Source organism: Streptomyces sp. NPDC050759, assembly GCF_044456945.1.
GTDB lineage: Bacteria > Actinomycetota > Actinomycetes > Streptomycetales > Streptomycetaceae > Streptomyces.
The window spans coordinates 105204-126288 of the sequence record NZ_JBITGI010000022.1; the positions used below are offsets into that span (position 1 = coordinate 105204).

Here is a 21085-nt window from a genome sequence, read left to right on the forward strand (position 1 = left end):
ATCAGGAATGCCGGGGGCACACCCCACAACAGAAGAGAGCACACCTCATGAGCAGCATCACCCTCATCGGTACGGGAAACATGGCCCGCGCCATCGGCACGCTCGCTGTGGCGGGCGGCAACACCGTCGAGGTCATGGGACGCGATCAGTCCAAGGCCGATGACCTGGCCAAGGCTCTGGGCGGCGGCGCGACGACGGGCAGGTGGGGCGCCGTCCCGGCCGGGGACATCGTCATCACGGCCCTCTTGTACGACGGTGTCGTTCCGGTCGTCGCCGAGTACGGAGACGCCCTCGCGGGCAAGGTCATCGTCGACATCAGCAACCCCTTCAACGCCACCTTCGACGGACTGGCCCACAGCGAGGAGACCTCGATCGCGCAGGAAGTCGCCAAGGTGGCTCCGGCCGGCGCCGACGTGGTCAAGGGGTTCAACACCATCTTCCGCAATGTCCTGGAGAAGGGCCGGCCCGACGTCTTCATCGCCGGCGACAACGCGCAGGCCAAGGCGGGCGTGGCGGCCTTCATCGAGAGCCTCGGGCTGCGCCCGCGGGACGTCGGCGGCCTGAAAATGGCGCACTGGCTGGAAGGAATGGGCCTGGTGACGGTGGGCCTCGCCGGCAACGGGGTCGGCCACTGGGACTTCGCCCTCGGCGTCAACGAATTCACCGGCTGAGCCGGCGAACGACCCTGCCCGACCGAGGCGACTGTCGCGGAGATGCGCCTGCCCGGTCGGAGGGGGACGGGGGCCGCGTCGAAGCGGTGCACACCGACCGACTGGAGCTGGTCCGCGTCCGTGAGCCACTCGCGGGTGAAGCCCCGTTGCTCGAACCACTCGCAGATCTGCGGGACCCGGTCGGGAGGATTGCGGTGGCGGGTCCGGATGACCCGGGCGCCGGGAGCGCACAGGTGCGTGCACGCGTCCACCGTGCGCTCTGTGTCCGCGTCCTCGGATATTCACGGGAGGACGCGTTGGACCGCCTACGCTGACGGCCGAGGGATGCTGGACATCACGGCCGACCAGCTGACGGAAGCCCACCATGCCGAACACGAGGGGCCCCGGTGTCACCCAGGGCCCCTCGCCGTCGTACGAGATCCAGCCGTACAAGACCAGCCGTACAAGACCAGCCGTACGAGATCCAGCCGTACCAGATTCAGCCGCACTGGCACGGATTGCCCGACTGGCACCCGCACCCGCAGCCCGAGCCGCAGCCGCACGCGCCGATGACCGTCAGGGTCCTGATCGCGGCGGGCTGCTCGGTCGGGCGTTCCTGCGTGGGGTCGGGCTGGGGAGTGCTGGGGGATTCGGCCATGGGTCCTCCTCGAGGCGAGGGCCAGAACGTCCCGACTGTCGGACCGGGCCCTGTACCCATTGCATGCCCGCCCCGCTGGGCGCATCAACGGCGCACAGAGGCTTGCACACGCCCCGAACAGCCCCAGGGCGCGGGGTTCAGGCCCCCTCCACTCCCGTCACCGGCTGGATGTCCTGCTGGAGCTCGTCCGCGTGCTCACCCGTCACCAGGTACACCACCCGCTTGGCGACCGACACCGCGTGGTCGGCGAACCGCTCGTAGTAACGGCCGAGCAGCGTCACGTCGACCGCCGTCTCGATGCCGTGCTTCCACTTGTCGTCCAGCAGGTGCTGGAAGAGCGTGCGGTGCAGCAGGTCCATCTCGTCGTCGTCCTGCTCCAGCTGGAGCGCCAGGTCGACGTCCTTGGTGACGATGACCTCCGCCGCCTTCGCCATCAGGCGCTGCGCGAGCTGGCCCATCTCCAGGATGGTCGCGTGCAGGTCGTGGGGGATGGCCTTCTCCGGGAAGCGCAGCCGGGCCAGCTTCGCCACGTGCTGGGCCAGGTCGCCGGAACGCTCCAGGTCGGCCGACATGCGCAGTGAGGTGACGACGATACGGAGGTCCGTCGCCACCGGCTGCTGCCGTGCGAGGAGCGCTATGGCCCGGGCCTCCAGGTCGTGCTGGAGGTCGTCCACCTTCTGGTCGGCCTCGATCACGCTCTCGGCCAGCTTCAGGTCGGAGTCGAGGATGGCCGTCGTGGCGCGTCCGATCGCCGAGCCGACCAGCCGGGCCATCTCCACCAGACCGTCGCCGATCGAATCAAGTTCCTCGTGGTACGCGTCCCGCATCAGGGTTCCCTCTCGTACGTTCCTGTGGGTTCCAGGGGCCAAAACCGGCCGTGAAACCGGTGCTGCGTACCCCACGCTCCCACGTTCGGCCCTGTACGCGTCCGTTTCCGCCCTCCCAAATGAACCAACACTGGCTCCAAGGTGAACTCTGGGCGACGAGTGTTCGAGCTCGCACTCGGACGGCTGTGGCCAGGACCGATCCCATGCCTAACCTGGAGGCATGGACGTGAACGCGGCGGTCGCCGCAGCGGCAGCGATCGCCGGTGTGCTCACCGGCGTCATCGCCATGCTGGCGTTCCGCTGGAGCGAGCGGGAGCAGAAACGCCCCACCCGCACCTCCCTGCACACCGACCCGGTGCTTCCGCCGGGCGTGGACACCGTCCTCTCCGTGCTCCGCTCCTCGGCCGTGGTCCTCGACGAGGCCGACGCCGTGGTCAAGGCGAGCTCCGCCGCGTACGCCCTCGGGCTGGTCCGCGGCGGCAAGCTCTCCGTGGAGCCGATGCTCCAGATGGCCAGGGACACCAGGAGGGACGGGGAGATACGGCAGGTCGAGCTGGACCTCCCCAGGCGGGGGACCGGACGCGGGGAGGCACTCGCGGTCTCCGCGCGCGTCGCGCCCCTCGGCTCCCGGCTGGTGCTGCTCCTCGTGGAGGACCTCACCGAGGCCCGGCGGATCGAAGCAGTACGACGCGACTTCGTCGCGAACGTCAGCCATGAGCTCAAGACCCCGGTCGGCGCGCTCTCCCTCCTGTCCGAGGCCGTCATGGACGCCTCGGAGGACCCGGAGGCCGTGGAGCGCTTCGCCGGCCGGATGCAGATCGAGGCCACCCGCCTGACCAGCCTGGTCCAGGAGCTCATCGACCTCTCCCGGGTACAGAACGACGACCCCCTGGAGGACGCCGAGCCCGTCCGCGTGGACGAGCTGGTCGCCGAGGCCATCGACCGGTGCCGGCACCAGGCCGGCACCAAACAGATCACCATGGCCGCCGCCGGCGCAGCCGAGCTGCGCGTCTGGGGCAACCGCGGCCAGCTCGCCGCCGCTCTCGGCAACCTCGTCGAGAACGCCGTCAACTACTCACCCGCCCGCACCCGGGTCGGCATAGCCGCCCGCCGGGTGTCCGTGCCCAGCGGCGACCTGATCGAGGTCGCCGTCACCGACCAGGGCATCGGCATCTCCGACAAGGACAAGGAGCGCATCTTCGAGCGCTTCTACCGTGTCGACCCGGCCCGCTCCCGCCAAACAGGCGGTACCGGACTCGGTCTCGCGATCGTCAAGCACGTGGCCGCCTCGCACGGCGGGGAGGTCACGGTGTGGAGCTCCGAGGGACAAGGCTCCACGTTCACCCTCAGGCTGCCGGAGGCGGGCGCGGCCCGCGACCGCGCGCTCCAGCACCCCGACCTCGACGACGAGGACGGGCCCACTCCCGAGTCGGCTTCTTACGACCCGCTTCCCGCCCCGGAGGTCCTTCCGTGACCCGAGTGCTCGTCGTCGAGGACGAGGAGTCCTTCTCCGACGCCCTTTCCTACATGCTCCGCAAGGAGGGCTTCGAGGTCGCCGTCGCGACCACGGGCCCCGACGGACTCGACGAGTTCGAGCGCAACGGCGCCGACCTCGTCCTCCTCGACCTGATGCTGCCGGGCCTGCCCGGCACGGAGGTCTGCCGCCAGCTGCGCGGCCGCTCCAACGTCCCCGTCATCATGGTGACCGCCAAGGACAGCGAGATCGACAAGGTCGTCGGCCTGGAAATAGGAGCCGATGACTATGTCACCAAGCCGTTCTCCTCGCGCGAGCTGGTCGCCCGCATCCGCGCCGTCCTGCGCCGCCGCGGCGAGCCCGAGGAGGTCACCCCGGCCGCCCTGGAGGCCGGTCCGGTCCGCATGGACGTGGACCGCCACGTGGTCACGGTCTCCGGCTCCAAGGTCGACCTGCCCCTCAAGGAGTTCGACCTGCTGGAGATGCTGCTGCGCAACGCCGGCCGCGTCCTGACCCGCATGCAGCTCATCGACCGGGTCTGGGGCGCCGACTACGTCGGTGACACCAAGACCCTCGACGTCCACGTCAAGCGCCTGCGCGCCAAGATCGAGCCGGACCCGGGCGCGCCCAGGTACCTGGTGACGGTGCGGGGCCTCGGCTACAAGTTCGAGCCGTAGAGAGAGCCGAAAAGAGAGCCGTAAAGAGAAACGCCTCACGTACGCCGAAGGGCGGGACCTCCTCGGAGGTCCCGCCCTTCGGCGTACGACGGTCTCGTACGGCCGCTCAGTGGCTCGCGGCCGACTCGGTCGCCGTCGCGCTCGCGGAGGCCGCGTCGGTCGCCGTGGCCGCGCCCGTCGGGGTCGCGGAGCCGGTCGGAGTGGTGGACGGCTTGGCCGTCTTCTCCGGTGCCGACGGGACCGCGGTCGGACCCCACTTGGTGAAGTAACTGTCGGCCGGGACCACGAAGGCGCGCAGACTCACCTCACCGGTCGTGCTGAAGGTGAAGGTGACCTTCTGGGCGTTGCCGTCCTTGATGCTCTCGCCGATCTCGGCCACCGCGGCGGAGGCGTTGCCCTTGCCGCCCAGGATCACGGAGCCGTGCGCCGGGACGGTCACCTTGCCCTTGCCCTTGGCGGGCGTGATCTCGGCGCTGCCGCCGCCCTCGACGCTCACGGCGTCCAGCGTCTGGGCGGTGCCGGTGGTGTTGAAGACCGTGGCGGAGACCACGGCGGGGCCCTTGGTCTCGCCCGAGGCCTCGGTGCTGGGCTGGGTGATGACCACGACGTTCTGGAGCCTGATGCCGCCGACGCTGGTCTCCGCGTTGTCCGGCTTGACCTCCAACGTCTGGGCGTTGGTTCCGGCCGCGCACGCGGAGAGCGCGGTGACCGAGAACGCGATGGCGGCGGCGGCGAGGACGCCGCGTCGAAGGCTGCTGCTCACGGCGGCGGCAACTCCTTGACTTGAGCGAGGCGGCCGTAAAGCCGCGCTAAGTGTCTGTCAGCGGCCTCAGGTTACCGAGCCGTTCCCGTCGGCCCGCACCCGACCCTCCCCAAGAGCCGTATCTCTGCCGTCACTGTGGTTCACAAGTGACTCGCGAGTCACTTCCGCCCCGCACTCCGGCGCTCGTCCGGCATTCACATAAGAGCCTTCGGCATCCAGTAGCAAAACTTCCGTGAAGGAATGCGCGATCACCCCCGGAATTGATCACCGGCTGATCCGTCCGGCCCGTGTGATCAATTCCTGAATCGGCGCGGAACCGACTCCTGGCTCCGAACGGAGTAGCGTAAGTCGCACACCTGGAACCGGACATTTGGGGACGTTAGCCCGTCCGGAAGGGCTTCCGGATGTGTGTAACGTACGCGTTTCACCTCGCCCGAAGAGCCGCTCCGACCTGCGAATACCTTCTTCCGCTCGGCCCGCGCAGCACGTTCCTGTTGCTGTTGTCAAGCCCCGAGATATGCCCTGACCTGCGAAAACGCCATTCAGAACCCGCAGTTTCCGTGTTACCCTGGATAGCCACGGAAGGGGTACCTGTCACATGACGTTCAAGGTTGGCGACACCGTGGTCTATCCCCATCACGGGGCCGCGCTGATCGAGGCTATCGAAACTCGCCAGATCAAAGGCGTGGACAAGACCTACTTGGTTCTGAAGGTCGCCCAGGGTGACCTGACGGTGCGTGTGCCAGCGGACAATGCGGAGTTCGTCGGCGTGCGTGATGTGGTCGGTCAGGATGGGCTGGACCGGGTCTTCGAGGTGCTGCGCGCACCGTACGCCGAGGAGCCCACGAACTGGTCCCGTCGATACAAGGCAAACCTGGAGAAGCTCGCCTCCGGCGATGTCATCAAGGTCGCGGAAGTAGTGCGCGACCTGTGGCGTCGTGAGCGCGAGCGCGGACTCTCCGCAGGTGAGAAGCGCATGCTCGCCAAGGCTCGGCAGATCCTGGTGAGTGAACTCGCCCTCGCGGAGAACACCAACGAGGACAAGGCCGAGGCGCTGCTCGACGAGGTTCTCGCGTCCTGAGCGGTCCCTGTGCAGGCACCTTGCCCGCCCAGCTCAGCACACACTGAATCCGAATTGCCGCACTGAAATGCCGCGGTGCCCGATGACGCAACAGCTGTCGCCGGGCGCTGCGGCATGTCTGTCTCCGGATGCCGGATCCACGACGCCCCGTAGTGGCGTGCGCGTGTTCCTCTCGGAGAGAGATCCCCCGATACTTGGCGTGCCGGGCCCGGGCAGCTGCCCCGACCGGTGTCACGGAAGGGTCCGGTCAAGGCGTCGCGCCCGGCACGCTGTCTCCGTACCCACGTTGGCCGAGCACACAAACCTGACAGGAACCGATGTCTGACGTTTCGCGCCCTTCGCCCGCCGAAGCCCGTGCGGAGGCCCGCACCGCGGTGGTGATTCCGGCCGCCGGAAGGGGCGTACGCCTCGGTCCGGGCGCCCCCAAAGCGCTCCGCGCGCTGAACGGCACCCCGATGCTGATCCACGCGGTCCGCGCGATGGCCGCGTCCCGTGCCGTCTCCCTGGTCGTCGTCGTGGCCCCGCCCGACGGCGCCGGCGAGGTCAAGTCCCTCCTCGACGCCCACGCACTGCCCGAGCGGACGGACTTCCTCGTCGTCCCGGGCGGTGACTCCCGTCAGGAATCGGTCCGGCTCGGCCTGGACGCCCTGCCCCCCGACTTCGGCATCGTCCTGGTCCATGACGCGGCCCGCCCGCTCGTCCCGGTCGACACGGTCGACGCGGTCATCGAGGCCGTACGGGAGGGCGCGCCCGCCGTCGTCCCGGCGCTGCCCCTCGCGGACACCGTGAAGGAGGTCGAGCCGGCGACCGCTCCCGGTGCGCCGGAGCCCGTGGTGGCGACCCCGGTCCGCGCGCGCCTGCGTGCCGTACAGACACCGCAGGGCTTCGACCGGACGACCCTGATCCGCGCCCACGAGAGCATCACCGAGGACGTCACCGACGACGCGAGCATGGTCGAACAGCTGGGGCTCACGGTCATGGTCGTGCCCGGCCATGAGGAGGCCTTCAAGGTGACCCGCCCGCTGGACCTGGTCCTCGCGGAGGCGGTCCTGGCCCGCCGGAGGCTCAACGATGGCTTCTGAGCAGCCCGTGATCCTGCCGCAGGTCGGCATCGGCACCGACATCCACGCCTTCGAGGAGGGCCGCGAACTGTGGTGCGCGGGCCTGAAGTGGGAGGGCGAGGGCACCGGACTGGCCGGCCACTCCGACGCGGACGTCGTCGCCCACGCCGCGTGCAACGCGCTCTTCTCCGCGGCCGGCCTCGGCGACCTCGGTCAGCACTTCGGCACCGGCCGTCCCGAGTGGTCGGGTGCATCCGGCGTCACCCTGTTGACGGAGGCGGCCCGGATCGTGCGTGCGGCGGGCTTCCGGATCGGCAACATCGCCGTACAGGTGGTGGGGCCGCGCCCGAAGATCGGCAAGCGCAGGGACGAGGCGCAGAAAATCCTGTCGGAGGCGGCAGGAGCCCCGGTGTCGGTGTCGGGGGCGACCACGGACGGCCTCGGATTCCCCGGCCGCGGCGAAGGCCTGATGGCGGTGGCGACGGCCTTGGTCGTCAGGGAAGGGTGACAGTCGGCCGTAAGGGAGATGCGACAGTCGGCCGTAAGGGAAGGGTGACAAAAGGACTGCTCCACGCACCCCCCTCCGCCCACTACCCTAGGTCCCGTGACTATTCGCCTGTACGACACCAGCGCCCGGCAGATCCGTGACTTCGCCCCGCTCACGCCGGGCTGTGTCTCGATCTACCTCTGTGGCGCCACGGTGCAGGCGGCCCCGCACATCGGCCACGTCCGGTCCTACCTGAACTTCGACATCATGCGCCGCTGGTTCCAGTACCGCGGCTACGACGTCACGTTCATCCGCAACGTCACCGACATCGACGACAAGATCATCACCAAGGCGGCCGAGCAGGGCCGCCCCTGGTGGTCCATCGGCTACGACAACGAGCGCGCCTTCAACGACGGCTACAACGCGCTCGGTTGCCTGCCGCCGACCTACGAACCGCGCGCCACCGGCCACATCACCGAGATGATCGAGATGATGCGCGGCCTCATCGAACGCGGACACGCCTACGAGGCCGACGGCAGCGTCTACTTCGACGTGCGGTCCTGGCCCGCCTACCTGGAGCTGTCCCGGCAGGACCTGGACGAGATGCGCCAGCCCGCCGAGGAGGGCATCACCGGCAAGCGGGACCCGCGGGACTTCGCCATGTGGAAGGCCGCCAAGCCCGGCGAGCCCGACTGGGAGACCCCGTGGGGCCGCGGCCGCCCCGGCTGGCACCTGGAGTGCTCGGCGATGGCCCACAAGTATCTCGGCTCCGTCTTCGACATCCACGGCGGCGGCCTGGACCTGATCTTCCCGCACCACGAGAACGAGATCGCCCAGGCCAAGGCCTACGGCGACGAGTTCGCCCGCTACTGGGTGCACAACGCCTGGGTCACCATGAGCGGCGAGAAGATGTCCAAGTCGCTCGGCAACTCGGTCCTCGTCTCCGAGATGGTCAAGACCTGGCGCCCGATCGTGCTGCGCTACTACCTCGGCACCCCGCACTACCGCTCGATGATCGAGTACAGCGAGGAGGCCCTGCGCGAGGCCGAGTCGGCGTTCGCGCGGATCGAGGGCTTCGTGCAGCGCGTGGTGGAGAAGGCCGGGGGAGCCGTCGAGCCCTCCGCCGAGGTGCCGCCCGCCTTCGCCGAGGCCATGGACGACGACCTGGGCGTCCCCCAGGCGCTCGCCGTCGTGCACACCACCGTCCGGCAGGGCAACAGCGCGCTCGCGGCCGACGACAAGGAAGCCGCCGTGGCCCGCCTCGCCGAGGTGCGCGCCATGCTCGGCGTCCTCGGCCTCGACCCGCTCGACGCCCACTGGGCCGGTGAGTCCGACCGGGGCGAGGACCTGCACGGCGTGGTCGACAGCCTCGTACGCCTGGTCCTCGACCAGCGGGAGGCGGCCCGCGCCCGCAAGGACTGGGCCACCGCCGACGCCATCCGCGACCAGCTCGGCCAGTCGGGCCTGACCATCGAGGACGGCCCGCAGGGGCCGCGCTGGTCGCTGGGTCCCCGCTAGCCCTTTCCTTGATCGATTGTGCCGCCCGGCCCTCCGGGCGGCACACTGCATAGACGTACGAACATTTCACCGACGCAGACACTCACGGAGAACAGGTAGGTCATGGCAGCCAACAACCGCCGCATGTCCGGCAAGAAGGGCGCGCAGGTCGGCAGTGGCGGCCAGCGACGCAGGGGCCTGGAGGGCAAGGGGCCGACCCCGCCCGCCGAGATGCGCAAGGGCCACAAGAAGAACCGTGTCGCCAACTCCAAGGCGAAGCAGGCGGTACGCCGTCCCGTGGCGCGCGGCCGCGGCGGCAAGGGCACCTCGGAGATGGTCGTCGGCCGCAACCCCGTCGTCGAGGCGCTGCGCGAGGGCGTGCCCGCGGTGACGCTCTACGTCCAGCAGTTCATCGACAACGACGAGCGGGTCCGCGAGGCGCTCCAGCTCGTCGCCGACCGGGGCGGCGTCCACCTCATGGAGGCCCCCCGCCCCGAGCTCGACCGCATGACCAACGGACTCAACCACCAGGGCCTGGTCCTCCAGGTCCCGCCGTACGAGTACGCCCACCCCGAGGACCTCGCCAACGCCGCCTACGACGACGGCGAGGACCCGCTGATCGTCGCCCTCGACGGCGTGACCGACCCGCGCAACCTCGGTGCCGCCGTCCGCTCCGTCTCCGCCTTCGGCGGCCACGGCGTCCTCGTGCCCGAACGTCGCGCCGCCGGCATGACCGCCGGCGCGTGGAAGTCGTCCGCCGGTACGGCCGCCCGCACCCCGGTCGCCCGCTGCACCAACCTGACGCGCGCCCTGGAGGCGTACAAGAAGCAGGGCATCGCGATCGTCGGCCTCGCCGCCGACGGCGAACACGAGATCGGCGACCTCGAGGCCCTCGGCGGCCCCGTCGTCATCGTGGTCGGCAGCGAGGGCAAGGGCCTGTCCCGCCTGGTCGGCGAGACCTGCGACTACCGGGTGCGGATCCCGATGCCGGGCGGCGCCGAGTCGCTCAACGCCGGTGTGGCGGCGGGAATCGTGCTCTACGAGGCGGCTCGTCGGCGGGCCTGAACGGCCGTTCGGCGCCGTCCCCCACATGGGGTGTTCCTGGCGTACGGGGCAAGCTTGACGGGGTCCGGACAGATCCGGCGAGTCAAAGCAGTGTCCTAAGCACACGTCACTCGGTTAGATGAGTGTGGACACCAGAACACCCCGCACACCCACGGGGGGCAGCTCGTCGGGATTCGATACCGGGTTCGATGACGCTCCCGCGCTGAGCATGGTGAAGGTGCCGAGCGATCCGGCGCAGATCATCGTCAACCACGCCAGTTTCCGCGTCCAGTTGGGCGCGTCGACCCGGCGTACTGCTCAATCCCCGCGGATCGCACGGCACTTGAGCGCCACCCAGGACACCGCACGCATCCCGGCCGCCGGCGGGGCGCCCGCCGCGGGCCGCCGTCGGCCCGTCGTGTGGAGCGGCAGGTCCGCCCCCGACGACACCGGCGCCCACCGCCTGCTGCAGGCCGTACGAGGCGGCAGCGTCGGCCATGCCGAGCCGCCCGCCGCCGACGCCGGAGCCACCCAGGTCCTCCCCCGCATCGACGTCGACCACGGCTACCAGGCCGACTACGGCGGCGAGTTGGCCCAGACCATGGAGACCCCGGTCGTCGGCGCCCAACGCACAGGCGACGGCACCCGACTCCTGCCCCACATGCGCACGGCCGGCAGCGCCTACGACGAACCCGCCTACCAGGGCGAGGAGTTCGACGACGACCTCGACGAGCCCCCCGCCGACCGCGCCACGAAGCGCCAGAGCGACGAAGCCGCGCGACACGCCTACTACCCGGGCCGCCGGATGAACCTGGGCGTCGTCCTCCTCCCACTCCGCATCTTCCTCGGCTTCATCTCCATCTACGCCGGCATGGGCAAGATCTGCGACCCCGTCTACTTCGACGGCGGCAAACGCGGCTCCATGGTCAAGTGGCTCAACACCCTGCACCCCTGGGAAGTGGCCGAACCACTGCGCCAGTTCGCCCTCCAGCACCCCGTCGGCTCCGGCCTCGTCATCGCCTTCTTCCAGGTCATCGTGGGCGTCCTCACGATCCTGGGCTGCTGGCAGCGCGTCGCCGCGGTCGTCGGCGCCGGCCTGTCCGCCGCGCTCCTCGTCACCGTCAGCTGGAAGAGCGTCCCCGCCTACGACACCCCCGACATCATCTACCTCGCCGCCTGGTCCCCGCTGATCATCGCCGGCGCCCCCGTCTACTCCATCGACGGCCGCCTCGCGGGCAGCGCCTGGCGCCGCCTCGGACCCCTCTCCGACATCTGGGAGCTACGCCGCTACGTCCTGCGCCGCGGCGCCCTCATCACGGCCATCGCCACCGGCCTCACCCTCCTGATCGGCTCCGTCCTCGGCGGAGCCGTCCGGGACGCCGACCGCGTGATCGTCCCCGGACCCGGCGAGGCCCCGCGCAACGAACTGCCCGGCTCCCCCCTCCCGCAGGACTCCGCCAAGGCCCGCAAGAAGAGCCCGTCGGCGTCCACCTCGCCGAGCCAGGGCGCCACCAGCGGCCCGTCCGCCGGCACCTCGGCCGCCCCCGACACCACCCGCGACACCGGCGCCACCACCGGCGGCTCACCCAGCCAGACCCAGGGCACCACGGGCCAGAGCTCCTCCCAGCAGACCTCCCCGGCCCAGCAGGCCCCCAGCACCACATCGGGCCCGACCGGAGGCACGAGCACCTCCGGCGGTTCAACAGGCGGCTCCGACACCGGAGGGTCCTCCTCCGGCGAACCGGGCCTGGTGGGCGGCCTGTTGGGGTAGGCGGGCCGGTGGGCGACGTACTGGGCAACCCCACCGGCTGAGAGACCTGGGCCCACGAAAAGGTCCCGCACCCATGGAGGTGCGGGACCTTTCGGCGTACGACGCCTGTATCGAGACGTCTCTATCGGCCGAGCGCTGCCAGTTCCTTCGCCGCCTCGGTCAGATCCTTCGCCGTGTCGATGGCCCGCCAGTACGCCCCCTGAGGGATCGGGAACCCGGCCAGCCGCGTCTCACGCGCAAGCGTGGGGAACGTCGTCCGCTCATGATCCCCCCGCTCCGGCAGCAGATCGGCGAACCCGGGCGAGAACACATACACACCCGCGTTGATCTCGAACTTCGACGGCGGCGCCTCGATGAAGTCCGTGATGTGCCCGAACCCGTCGGTCTGCACCGCCCCCCACGGAATCCGCGGCCGCGCCAGCGCGAGCGTCGCGACCGCGTCGCGCTCGGTGTGGAAGTCCGCCATGTCGCGCAGCGAGAAACGCGTCCAGATGTCACCGTTCGTCGCATACCACGCCCGGTCCGGGTGCGGCAGATGCGCAGCCGCGTACTTCAGACCACCACCGCGCCCCAGCGGCTCGGCCTCGATGACGGTCTCGACACGCACCGGCAGCTCGGCCGTCTTCAGCCAGTCCTGCAGCACCTCGGCGAGATGCCCACAGCTGACCACGACGTCCGTCACGCCCTCCTCGGCGAGCCAGACAAGCTGATGGCCGATGATCGGAGTCCCCGTACCGGGAATCTCGACCATCGGCTTGGGCCGGTCGTCGGTGTAGGGACGCAGCCGGGAACCCTGGCCGCCGGCCAGGATCACGGCCTGAGTGGGACGGGACGCGCCGTTCGGATCGGTCATGACCGGAACTCTACGGCGCGCCCCTTCCCCGACCTCCGTCGGCATCCCCTCTCACGGAATCAGCTGTGCGCGGCCGCCACACCCGTCGCGAACGACGTGTCACAGACCGGGCGGGCATACGACTGCGCCCGCGTGGGCCCGTACACACGGACCGCCGCGCGGCCCAGGGCCTTCGCGATGGACACGCAGTGCCTGGCGAGCGACGGACGCTCGTTCACGGCCTCCTGGAGGTGCGTGAGGGCGACGCCCGGGTTCTTCTCCTGGAGCTCGGTCAGAAGCTGCTCGCGCAGGACGTCCTGCGGCGCCATGGGCGCGCTGCGCGGCTTGCTGTCCGAGACCGAGGCGTCCGCGGCGGTGAGCACCGAGGAGCTCGAGGGATCCCCCGACCAGTTGACCCGGGTGACCGCGAGGGTCCCGGAGAGCACCAGGACGACGGGCAGGACAAGGGCGAGGGAGCGGCCGATACGGCGGGCGGGGCCCCGGCCGCGTCGCGTCTGTTGGTTAGTGGTGTGCTTCACGCGTGTGAGGGTAGCGTGCGGTAATGATTTGGCGACATTTAGTCACCGGTTCGGGGGATGAGACAGTGCCGATTTTTGGGTAGGGCGTTGACGCACACTGCTCGAAATGACCGGTGTGCCGGGGTATTTGTCGACACCCCCCAGGCATGTTCCAGACGCGAAGAGGGCCCCACAGACGCTCTGCGGGGCCCTCTTCGTCAACCTGGGTGAATTGTCGCCGTACGTCCTCAGTCGGAGAGGCGCTCGCCCGTGGAGGTCGAGAACACGTGGGTCTCGCCCGGACGCGGCACGACGTGCAGCGTGGCGCCCTTCTCCGGGACCGCGCGGCCGCTGACCCGGACGACCAGGTCCTTCAGCTCGCCGTCCACCTTCGCGGAGCCGTAGACGTAGCCGTCGGCGCCGAGCTCCTCGACCACGTTCACGGAGACCGCGAGACCGGCCGGGGCGTCCTCGGTGTCCTTGGAGAGGGCCGAGGCGGCGGCGCCATTGTGCTCGACGATGTCGAAGTGCTCGGGGCGCACACCCACGGTCACCGTGGTGTCACCCTTGTCGGAGGCGGCCTTGAGGGCCTCGCGGTTGACGGGCACCACACTGTTGCCGAACTTCACACCGCCGTCGGTGATCGGAACCTCGACGAGGTTCATCGCCGGGGAACCGATGAAGCCGGCGACGAAGAGGTTCGCGGGCCGGTCGTACATGTTCCTGGGCGAGTCGACCTGCTGAAGCAGACCGTCCTTGAGCACGGCCACCCGGTCGCCCATCGTCATGGCCTCGACCTGGTCGTGGGTGACGTAGACGGTGGTGATGCCGAGACGGCGCTGCAGCGAGGCGATCTGCGTACGCGTCGACACACGGAGCTTGGCGTCCAGGTTGGACAGCGGCTCGTCCATGAGGAAGACCTGCGGCTCACGCACGATGGCGCGGCCCATCGCGACACGCTGGCGCTGACCACCGGAGAGCGCCTTCGGCTTGCGGTCCAGGTACTCGGTGAGGTCGAGGATCTTCGCGGCCTCCTCGACCTTCTGCCGGATCTCCGCCTTGTTGATGCCGGCGATCTTGAGCGCGAAGCCCATGTTGTCGGCGACCGTCATGTGCGGGTACAGCGCGTAGTTCTGGAACACCATGGCGATGTCCCGGTCCTTCGGCGGCAGGTGCGTCACGTCGCGGTCACCGATGCGGATGGAGCCGCCGTTGACGTCCTCGAGCCCCGCCAGCATGCGGAGCGAGGTGGACTTGCCACAGCCGGACGGGCCGACCAGGACGAGGAACTCGCCGTCCTCGATGTGGATGTCGAGACCGTCGACGGCGGGCTTCGTGGAACCCGGGTAAATGCGGGTCGCCTTGTCGAACGAAACAGTGGCCATGGCTCAGAGGCCCCCTTCTACCGGCAGGAACGTGCCGGACGATCCGTTGTAGGAAGGTGGTGGTGTAGTCCACACAGGCGGACTGGGTCAGGACGGTACCTGGCATTCAGGCGTATGTCAGTACCTGGCGGACTGTGAACTTCGCGGAAACTTTCGACAGGGCTCCACGGCGACCTGGGTACACTGCTCGGGCGCGATGTTGCGGTAGCCGTGCACGCCTCCTTAGCTCAGATGGCCAGAGCAACGCACTTGTAATGCGTAGGTCGTCGGTTCGAATCCGACAGGGGGCTCCACTGAACCCCAGGTCAGACCCCGTCTGGCCTGGGGTTTTGTGTGGGTAGCTCCACGGTGATGCGGAGGCCGCCGGCCGGGCGCGGGGTCAGGGTGAGCGTGCCGTCGTGGGCGTGGGTGATGGTCTTGACGATGGCCAGGCCGAGGCCGACGCCCGCGTGGTCGGTGTGGATGCGTTCGGTGCCGCGCTGGAAGGGTTCGGTGAGGGTCGAGACCAGTGCCGGGGTGAGTCGCTCGCCGGTGTTCTCGACGGTGAGCGTCACCGTGCCGGGGTGGGCGTCGGTATGGACCCACACGGTGCCCCCGTCGGGCAGGTTGTGGACGATCGCGTTGTGGACGAGGTTCGTGGTGAGCTGGAGCAGAAGCGGCTGTGAGCCGGTCGTGGCGGTGATCTCGCCGCTGGTTTCGAGGGTGACGCCGTGCTTCTCCGCGAGGGGGAGGAGAGTCTCGGTGGCCTCTTCTGCCATGAGGGACAGGTCGACGCGTTGTCGGGTGAAGGATCGCTGCTCGGCGCGGCTGACCAGGAGCAGTGCTTCGGTGAGGTCGATCGCGCGGGTGTTGACGGTGTGGAGGCGGTCGATGAGTTCGGCGGTGTCGTGGTGGGGGTCGGTGCGGGCCACGTCGAGGAGTGATTTTGAGATGGCGAGCGGGGTGCGGAGCTCGTGGGAGGCGTTGGCCGCGAATCTGCGCTGTTCGGCGACGTGTGCTTCGAGGCGGGCGAGCATCGCGTCGAAGGCGTCGGCGAGTTCGCGGAATTCGTCCTTGTGGCCCGGTAGCTGGATCCGGTGGGAGAGGGATCCGTGTGTGGCTCTGCGGGTGGCGTCGGCGATGCGGGTGAGGGGGGCGAGCATGCGGCCGGCGAGGATCCAGCCGCCGACGAGGCCGAACACGAGCAGGAAGGCCAGTACGGCGGCCGCTCTCGGGGCGAATACGGCCAGGAGGGCGGAGCGGATGGGGAAGACGCCCCCTGTGGGCATGTCGTCGGGGTTGTAGAGCATGGCGCGGTCGGGGACGTAGCGCAGGAGGAACAGCCATACCGCGGCGAGCAGCAGGACTCCGGCCAGCATGAGGAATCCGGCGTAGCTGAGGGTGAGTTTGAGGCGAACGCTCAGGCCTGGTGCCCTATCCACGCTCGTCTCCCTCGATGCGGTATCCGGTGCCCGGCACGGTGGTGATGATCCAGGGTTCGCCGAGCCGTTTGCGCAGGGCGGAGACGGTGATGCGTACGGCGTTGGTGAACGGGTCGGCGTTGGCGTCCCACGCGCGTTCCAGGAGTTCCTCGGCGCTGACGACCCCGCCTTCTGCGCCGACGAGGACTTCGAGGACGGCGAACTGTTTCCGGGTCAGTGCGACGTAGCGGCCGTTCCGGTAGACCTCTCGGCGGAACGGGTCCAGGCGTAGACCTGCGATTTCCCGTACGGGTGGTCTGTTGTGGGCGCGTCTGCGGTCGAGTGCGCGGAGCCGGAGGACGAGTTCCTGGAGTTCGAAGGGTTTGGTGAGGTAGTCGTCGGCGCCGAGTTCGAAGCCGGTGGCCTTGTCGTCGAGGCGGTCGGCGGCGGTGAGCATGAGGATCGGCATGCCGCTGCCGGAGTCGATGATGCGTGTGGCGATCTCGTCTCCGGAGGGGCCGGGGATGTCCCGGTCGAGGACGGCGATGTCGTAGGTGTTGATGCTGAGCAGTTCCAGTGCGGTGTCGCCGTCGCCCGCGGTGTCGGCGGCGATGGCTTCGAGGCGTAGGCCATCGCGGATGGCTTCTGCCATGTAGAGCTCGTCCTCGACGATCAACACACGCATGCCTTCGATGCTACGAGGGGGCGCATATTGTCGGCGTATCGAAAACCGCATACGGGCCGGCAACACCGCGCTGTCTTGACTGGTCCCATGACGAGAAACCCGCCCTCGGTACGGACAGCGACCCCCCGGACTGACCCGTCTTCACAGGGTGGCTCCGGTCGGGGGGACGCCGCCTCCGGTGGCCGGCGGGCCGGCATTCGTCAGGTGATCCGTGCCTGCTCCCGGCCGGGTCCCTGGAAGCGGGGCCCGGTGCTCGCGGTGCTGGCGCTGCTGCTCGGTCTGCTGATGCTGTTGCATGCGGAGATCCCGGATTACGGGGGTGTCGGCAGTCTGGTGGAGACGTTCCTGCCGTGGTTCGGCGTGTTCGTGCCGGTGCTGCTGGCCGGGGCGCTGTGGCGTCGCTCCGCCTCCGCGGTGGTCGCGTTGTTGTTGCCGGTCACGGTGTGGCTGAGTCTCTTCGGTGGGCTGCTCGGTGACCGGTCGCACTCGGGCGGTGGCGTCGTCGTGGTCGGGCACAACGTCGGTGCCGGCAATTCCGACCCGGTCGGTACGGCCCGTGACCTGGTCGCCTCCGGGGCGGATGTGCTGGGTCTGGAGGAGATCACTCCGCAGGCGAGGCCGGTGTACGAGAAGGCTCTGGCGGGGGCGTATCCGTATCACACGGTGCTGGGCACGGTCGGGCTGTGGAGCAGGCTGCCGTTGTCGGAGGTCCGGCCGGTGGACACGGGGATGGACGCCGGGCCGTTGGGGGACACCAAGCCGGCCGCTGTGAAGTTGTCCTACAACCGGGCGCTGCGTGCCACGGTGGCGACGAGCCGGGGTCCGCTGGCGGTGTATGTGGCCCACCTGGGGTCCGTACGGGTGATGCCCAGGATGGGCTTCTGGACGGACAGCCGGGACCGTAACGCGAAGGCGTTGGCCAAGGCCGTGGCCGCTGAGCCGAGCGGGCGGGTGGTGCTGCTGGGTGACCTGAACGGCACCACGGACGATCGTGCGTTCGCCGGTCTGACCTCGCGGCTGCGTTCGGTCCAGGACGCGGCGGGGGACGGTTTCGGTTTCACGTGGCCGGCGAAGTTCCCGGTGGCGCGGATCGACCAGATCCTGGTGCGCGGTGTGGAGCCGGTGAGTTCCTGGGTGCTGCCGTCCACCGGCAGCGACCACCGGCCGGTGGCGGCCGGGATCAGCTGGTGACACCCGCGCATGGGTTCCCTACGGCTGTGGGAGTGGCAGTTCCCGGATGGTCCGGTCGGTGATCCGGGCTGTCAGGGCCTGCGCGAACCGTTCCGCGTGCAGGACGCGGTAGGGGCGTGAGTGGTACGGCCTCGTCGTGGGGTCGATCCGGTCGGTGAGGCCGAGCTGGTTGTGCAGGGCGGCGACGGTTTCGTAGGCGGTGGCGAGATGGTGCTCGCGGTCGTGCCGGTCGGTGGCGGCGAGGGCCGCTCTGAGGACCGGGGTGAGGCGGTGGCCGGAAGTGGTGTGGGCGAAGGCGCTGCCGAGCCATTTGGCGTACGGCGGGTAGCGGCGGTCCATGAGGAGGCACAGGCGCATCAGGTGGTGGGTCTGGCGGGCGGCGACGACGGCCGAGCCGAGTTCGTCGCCGACCTCGCCGCAGCGGCCGACGAAGGCCTCCTCGTGGGAGATGTGCTGCCACTGGCGGGCCAGGACGTGGAGCCACAGGTCGTGGGGGTACCAGCGGAGGGCGGCGCGGGCGGGGGCGAGGGTGTGCAGGCCGTCGTGGAAGACGGCTCCGGCGGTGACCTCGGCGAGGCGTTGGGTGGGGGTGCCGAGCCAGTGGGCGGGGGTGATCGGGCGGGTCGGGTCGAAGCCGAGGGTGTCGGTGAACCACGAGGAGACGTCGGTGATCTCGACGCGGTGGTGGACGGGGCCGTCGGTGGCGCGCATGACGCGGATGTCGTGGGCCTCGCCGGTGGGTGCGAAGTGCGTGGGCCAGCCGTGGAAGGTCTTCGGGAGGTGTTCGGAGAGGACGTGTCCGATACGGTCCGCGTGGCGCGGGACGTCCTGGGCGTGCAGGAAGATCTGGAGGCGCGGGCCCCATTCGTGGTCGGCGGAGCGCGGGGTGTCGTAGCCGAGGACTTCGGAGCCGGGGCCGATGCGCGCGGCGGAGTACGGGATGCCCGGGGCGGCTTCCTCCAGCAGGGGGCGCACGGCCTCGGCGTAGAAGAGGCGGGAGAGTTCGAGGCCGGGGAGGAAGGTGGGCGTACTCACGATGTGCCGGATGCCTTGACCAGGGCCTCGTCGGTCAGGCGGTACACCGTCCATTCGTCCTGGGGGCGGGCGCCGAGGGCCTGGTAGAAGTCGATCGCGGGGGTGTTCCAGTTCAGGACGGACCATTCGAGGCGCTGGTAGCCGCGCTCGACGCAGATGCGGGCGAGCTCGGTGAGCAGGGCCTTGCCGTGGCCGCCGCCGCGGGCCGTGGGGCGGACGTAGAGGTCCTCGAGGTAGATGCCGTGGACTCCGCGCCAGGTGGAGAAGTTGAGGAACCAGATCGCGTAGCCGACGACGGAATCCGTGGAGTCGGTCGCCACGTGGGCGTAGGCGGCGGGACGGGGGCCGAAGAGGGCCTCGTGGAGCTGCTCCTCGGTCGCCTTCGCCTCCTCCAAAGCCCTTTCGTAGTCGGCGAGTTCGCGGATGAGGGTGTGGATCGCGGGGAGGTCGGCGGGGGTGGCGGGGCGGATCACGGCTGTCGGCTCCGGTGGGTGCGCAGGCGGTGGGCGATCTCGAGTTGGCGGGGTTCTATGGGGCGGCCGTCCTCGATGTCCCAGAGGCTGTTCTGGAGCAGCCGTCCCAGGGTCCAGGCACGCGCGCGTGCGCGGTCCAGGCCGAGGATGTCGGTCATGGCGTCGAAGCGCCAGGTGATCTCGTCGGCGTCGAAGCGGTTGTCGAGGGCGGGCCAGAGTTCGAAGCCGGGGTCGCCGGCGAGGGGTTTGGGGTCGATGGCGAGCCAGGGCGCGCGGTGGGAGGCGAGGACGTTCTCGTCGTGCAGGTCCCAGTGCAGGAGCCGGTCGCCGGGTTCGTCGACGACCTCGCGTACGGCGGCGGCGCAGTCGGCGACGGTACGCCGGACCTCGGGGTCGGGGATGCGCTTGAGGGCCTCGGGGGTCCGGTCCAGCATGGCCCGCGCGATGTCACCGAGCCGGCGCATCCCGGCGGGGGCCGGCCCCGCGGTCAGGTGGGCCAGCAGACCGGCGATGACGAGGACCGCGTCCCGGGTGCCGGGCAGGGTGGACAGCATGCGGTCGGAGTCGAGGCGCTCCAGGAGCATGGTGTGGGTGACCGGGTCGTGGTCGAGGAGGCGGACCGCGCCGTCGCCGTCCCACAGGCGCAGGGCGACGGGTTCGCCGGCGCTCTCCTCGTCGAGGAGCTGGAGTTTGAGGACGGCCGGGGTGCCGTCGGCCCGGCGGACGACCGGCAGGACCAGCGCGGCGACGCCGTGCATCGGGGAGCCGTCCGGTCTGAGCTGCCAGCGCTCCAGGAAGTCCTCGATCAGGGCCGGCAGTCCGGCGATGAACTCCCGGCCCTTGTCGCCGTTGTAGCGCTCCTGTGCCGCCGCCAGTTCCTCCGGGATGTCGATCACGTGCCGGACCCTACCGGCGTGGGTGAATCGCCTCATGCGAATTAACCGGGGTGCCCACCGGGTGTGGGCCTACATCCGCAGCGCCCCCGGCACCTATGTGTGGCTGGCGGTCCTGTTCGTGACGACGGTGGCGCTGCACCACATGTCGCCGGAGTTCGAGGAGGAGTTCCTGCGGCAGCGCTCGACCAACATCCATGAGCTGTCGAGCAATCCGGTGCGGGTGCTGATCGCCAGCGCGATGTGGATCGACGGCGGGCACTGGCTGCCGTACGTCGTCCTCTATTCCGTCTTCCACGCGCCGGCGGAGCGGTGGCTGGGGACCGCGCGCTGGCTGGCGGTGTGTGCGGCGGCGCACGTGCTGGCCACGCTGATCAGCGAGGGGGCGCTGCTGTGGGGGATCCGGCACGGGATGGCGCCCGCGTCCGCGGTCAACACGCTGGACATCGGGGTGAGTTACGCCCTGGCGGGGGTGATCGCCGTGCTCGTGTACCGGATTCCGGCGCCTTGGCGGTACGTCTACGGGTTCGCGGTGCTCGTCGTGTACGGGGTGCCGCTGGTGACCGGGCGGACCTTCACCGACCTGGGGCACTTCACCTCCGTACTGATCGGATTCGCGTGCTGTCCGCTGGTGGAAGTGCGGAATCCGAAGGAGACAGCGGCCGTGCCGGCGGGTTAACGTC

Annotated in this window: 22 protein-coding genes and 1 tRNA gene; 12 read left to right on the top strand and 11 right to left on the bottom strand. The window is 69.8% G+C overall.

What is annotated here, in order from left to right:
* Positions 1-47: 47 nt before the first annotated feature.
* Positions 48-671, top strand: a complete 624-nt coding sequence (locus ACIBJB_RS41810) for an NADPH-dependent F420 reductase (RefSeq protein ID WP_398939154.1) — start codon at positions 48-50, stop codon at positions 669-671.
* A 478-nt stretch (positions 672-1149) separates the two neighbouring features.
* Here ACIBJB_RS41810 and ACIBJB_RS41815 read toward each other — a convergent pair whose 3' ends face one another.
* Both ACIBJB_RS41815 and phoU read right to left on the bottom strand, forming a co-directional pair.
* Complete coding sequence (locus ACIBJB_RS41815) at positions 1150-1308, bottom strand: hypothetical protein (protein WP_167348002.1); 159 nt, start codon at positions 1306-1308, stop codon at positions 1150-1152.
* 137 nt (positions 1309-1445) lie between these two features.
* Positions 1446-2135: a phosphate signaling complex protein PhoU gene (gene phoU / locus ACIBJB_RS41820; protein ID WP_398939156.1), complete on the bottom strand. Its 690-nt coding sequence runs from the start codon at positions 2133-2135 to the stop codon at positions 1446-1448.
* 220 nt (positions 2136-2355) lie between these two features.
* On the opposite strand from phoU, the gene ACIBJB_RS41825 reads away from it, so the two are divergent.
* Together ACIBJB_RS41825 and ACIBJB_RS41830 are read left to right on the top strand one after the other, a co-directional pair.
* The gene (locus ACIBJB_RS41825; protein ID WP_057608683.1) at positions 2356-3609 is read left to right on the top strand and encodes a cell wall metabolism sensor histidine kinase WalK; all 1254 of its coding nucleotides are present in this window, start codon (positions 2356-2358) and stop codon (positions 3607-3609) included.
* Positions 3606-4286, top strand: coding sequence for a response regulator transcription factor (locus ACIBJB_RS41830; protein WP_015659563.1), 681 nt, complete (start codon positions 3606-3608; stop codon positions 4284-4286). Before ACIBJB_RS41825 ends, ACIBJB_RS41830 begins: the two co-directional genes overlap by 4 nt.
* A 106-nt stretch (positions 4287-4392) precedes the next feature.
* Here ACIBJB_RS41830 and ACIBJB_RS41835 read toward each other — a convergent pair whose 3' ends face one another.
* Positions 4393-5049, bottom strand: coding sequence for a DUF461 domain-containing protein (locus ACIBJB_RS41835; protein ID WP_398939158.1), 657 nt, complete (start codon positions 5047-5049; stop codon positions 4393-4395).
* Positions 5050-5647: 598 nt separating this feature from the next.
* Between ACIBJB_RS41835 and ACIBJB_RS41840 the strand changes: the two genes are divergently transcribed.
* The 6 genes from ACIBJB_RS41840 to ACIBJB_RS41865 all read left to right on the top strand — a co-directional run bounded on the left by ACIBJB_RS41840 (position 5648) and on the right by ACIBJB_RS41865 (position 11990).
* On the top strand, positions 5648-6130 hold the full coding sequence (locus ACIBJB_RS41840; protein ID WP_003953493.1) for a CarD family transcriptional regulator: 483 nt from the start codon (positions 5648-5650) through the stop codon (positions 6128-6130).
* 317 nt (positions 6131-6447) lie between these two features.
* Complete coding sequence (ispD, locus tag ACIBJB_RS41845) at positions 6448-7212, top strand: 2-C-methyl-D-erythritol 4-phosphate cytidylyltransferase (RefSeq protein WP_398939160.1); 765 nt, start codon at positions 6448-6450, stop codon at positions 7210-7212.
* Positions 7202-7699 (top strand): 2-C-methyl-D-erythritol 2,4-cyclodiphosphate synthase, encoded by a 498-nt coding sequence (gene ispF, locus ACIBJB_RS41850; RefSeq protein ID WP_398939162.1) that lies wholly within the window; start codon positions 7202-7204, stop codon positions 7697-7699. Before ispD ends, ispF begins: the two co-directional genes overlap by 11 nt.
* Positions 7700-7795: 96 nt before the next feature.
* Positions 7796-9196: a cysteine--tRNA ligase gene (gene cysS, locus ACIBJB_RS41855; RefSeq protein ID WP_398939164.1), complete on the top strand. Its 1401-nt coding sequence runs from the start codon at positions 7796-7798 to the stop codon at positions 9194-9196.
* Between the two features lie 102 nt (positions 9197-9298).
* Complete coding sequence (rlmB, locus tag ACIBJB_RS41860) at positions 9299-10240, top strand: 23S rRNA (guanosine(2251)-2'-O)-methyltransferase RlmB (protein ID WP_398939166.1); 942 nt, start codon at positions 9299-9301, stop codon at positions 10238-10240.
* A 118-nt stretch (positions 10241-10358) separates the two neighbouring features.
* The gene (locus ACIBJB_RS41865; RefSeq protein WP_398939168.1) at positions 10359-11990 is read left to right on the top strand and encodes a DoxX family protein; all 1632 of its coding nucleotides are present in this window, start codon (positions 10359-10361) and stop codon (positions 11988-11990) included.
* A gap of 121 nt (positions 11991-12111) precedes the next feature.
* Here ACIBJB_RS41865 and ACIBJB_RS41870 read toward each other — a convergent pair whose 3' ends face one another.
* The 3 genes from ACIBJB_RS41870 to ACIBJB_RS41880 all read right to left on the bottom strand — a co-directional run bounded on the left by ACIBJB_RS41870 (position 12112) and on the right by ACIBJB_RS41880 (position 14725).
* Entirely contained in the window at positions 12112-12843 is a 732-nt protein-coding gene (locus ACIBJB_RS41870) for an NDP-sugar synthase (RefSeq protein WP_398939170.1), read from the bottom strand.
* A gap of 59 nt (positions 12844-12902) precedes the next feature.
* Entirely contained in the window at positions 12903-13361 is a 459-nt protein-coding gene (locus ACIBJB_RS41875) for a hypothetical protein (protein ID WP_398939172.1), read from the bottom strand.
* Between the two features lie 227 nt (positions 13362-13588).
* Complete coding sequence (locus ACIBJB_RS41880) at positions 13589-14725, bottom strand: ABC transporter ATP-binding protein (RefSeq protein ID WP_398939174.1); 1137 nt, start codon at positions 14723-14725, stop codon at positions 13589-13591.
* Between the two features lie 216 nt (positions 14726-14941).
* Between ACIBJB_RS41880 and ACIBJB_RS41885 the strand changes: the two genes are divergently transcribed.
* A tRNA-Thr gene (locus ACIBJB_RS41885) sits at positions 14942-15018 on the top strand.
* Between the two features lie 12 nt (positions 15019-15030).
* On the opposite strand, the gene ACIBJB_RS41890 is transcribed toward ACIBJB_RS41885, so the two are convergent.
* Both ACIBJB_RS41890 and ACIBJB_RS41895 read right to left on the bottom strand, forming a co-directional pair.
* On the bottom strand, positions 15031-16146 hold the full coding sequence (locus tag ACIBJB_RS41890) for a sensor histidine kinase (protein ID WP_398939176.1): 1116 nt from the start codon (positions 16144-16146) through the stop codon (positions 15031-15033).
* Positions 16139-16810, bottom strand: a complete 672-nt coding sequence (locus ACIBJB_RS41895) for a response regulator transcription factor (RefSeq protein WP_398939179.1) — start codon at positions 16808-16810, stop codon at positions 16139-16141. The genes ACIBJB_RS41890 and ACIBJB_RS41895 overlap by 8 nt, the downstream gene beginning before the upstream one ends.
* An 87-nt stretch (positions 16811-16897) precedes the next feature.
* Between ACIBJB_RS41895 and ACIBJB_RS41900 the strand changes: the two genes are divergently transcribed.
* A complete protein-coding gene (locus tag ACIBJB_RS41900; RefSeq protein WP_398939181.1) occupies positions 16898-18001 on the top strand; it encodes an endonuclease/exonuclease/phosphatase family protein in 1104 nt (367 codons plus the stop codon).
* Positions 18002-18019: 18 nt separating this feature from the next.
* Here the strand turns inward: ACIBJB_RS41900 and ACIBJB_RS41905 are convergent, their stop codons facing one another.
* From ACIBJB_RS41905 to ACIBJB_RS41915, 3 genes are read right to left on the bottom strand one after another with little or no spacing between them, the layout of a single operon-like run.
* On the bottom strand, positions 18020-19036 hold the full coding sequence (locus ACIBJB_RS41905; protein ID WP_398939183.1) for a DUF4037 domain-containing protein: 1017 nt from the start codon (positions 19034-19036) through the stop codon (positions 18020-18022).
* Positions 19033-19509 (bottom strand): GNAT family N-acetyltransferase, encoded by a 477-nt coding sequence (locus ACIBJB_RS41910; protein ID WP_398939185.1) that lies wholly within the window; start codon positions 19507-19509, stop codon positions 19033-19035. The genes ACIBJB_RS41905 and ACIBJB_RS41910 overlap by 4 nt, the downstream gene beginning before the upstream one ends.
* Positions 19506-20441 (bottom strand): aminoglycoside phosphotransferase family protein, encoded by a 936-nt coding sequence (locus ACIBJB_RS41915; protein WP_398939187.1) that lies wholly within the window; start codon positions 20439-20441, stop codon positions 19506-19508. The genes ACIBJB_RS41910 and ACIBJB_RS41915 overlap by 4 nt, the downstream gene beginning before the upstream one ends.
* Here ACIBJB_RS41915 and ACIBJB_RS41920 point away from each other — a divergent pair.
* Complete coding sequence (locus ACIBJB_RS41920) at positions 20440-21081, top strand: rhomboid-like protein (RefSeq protein WP_398939189.1); 642 nt, start codon at positions 20440-20442, stop codon at positions 21079-21081. The two genes, ACIBJB_RS41915 and ACIBJB_RS41920, sit on opposite strands and share 2 nt — an antisense overlap.
* Positions 21082-21085 lie beyond the last annotated feature (4 nt).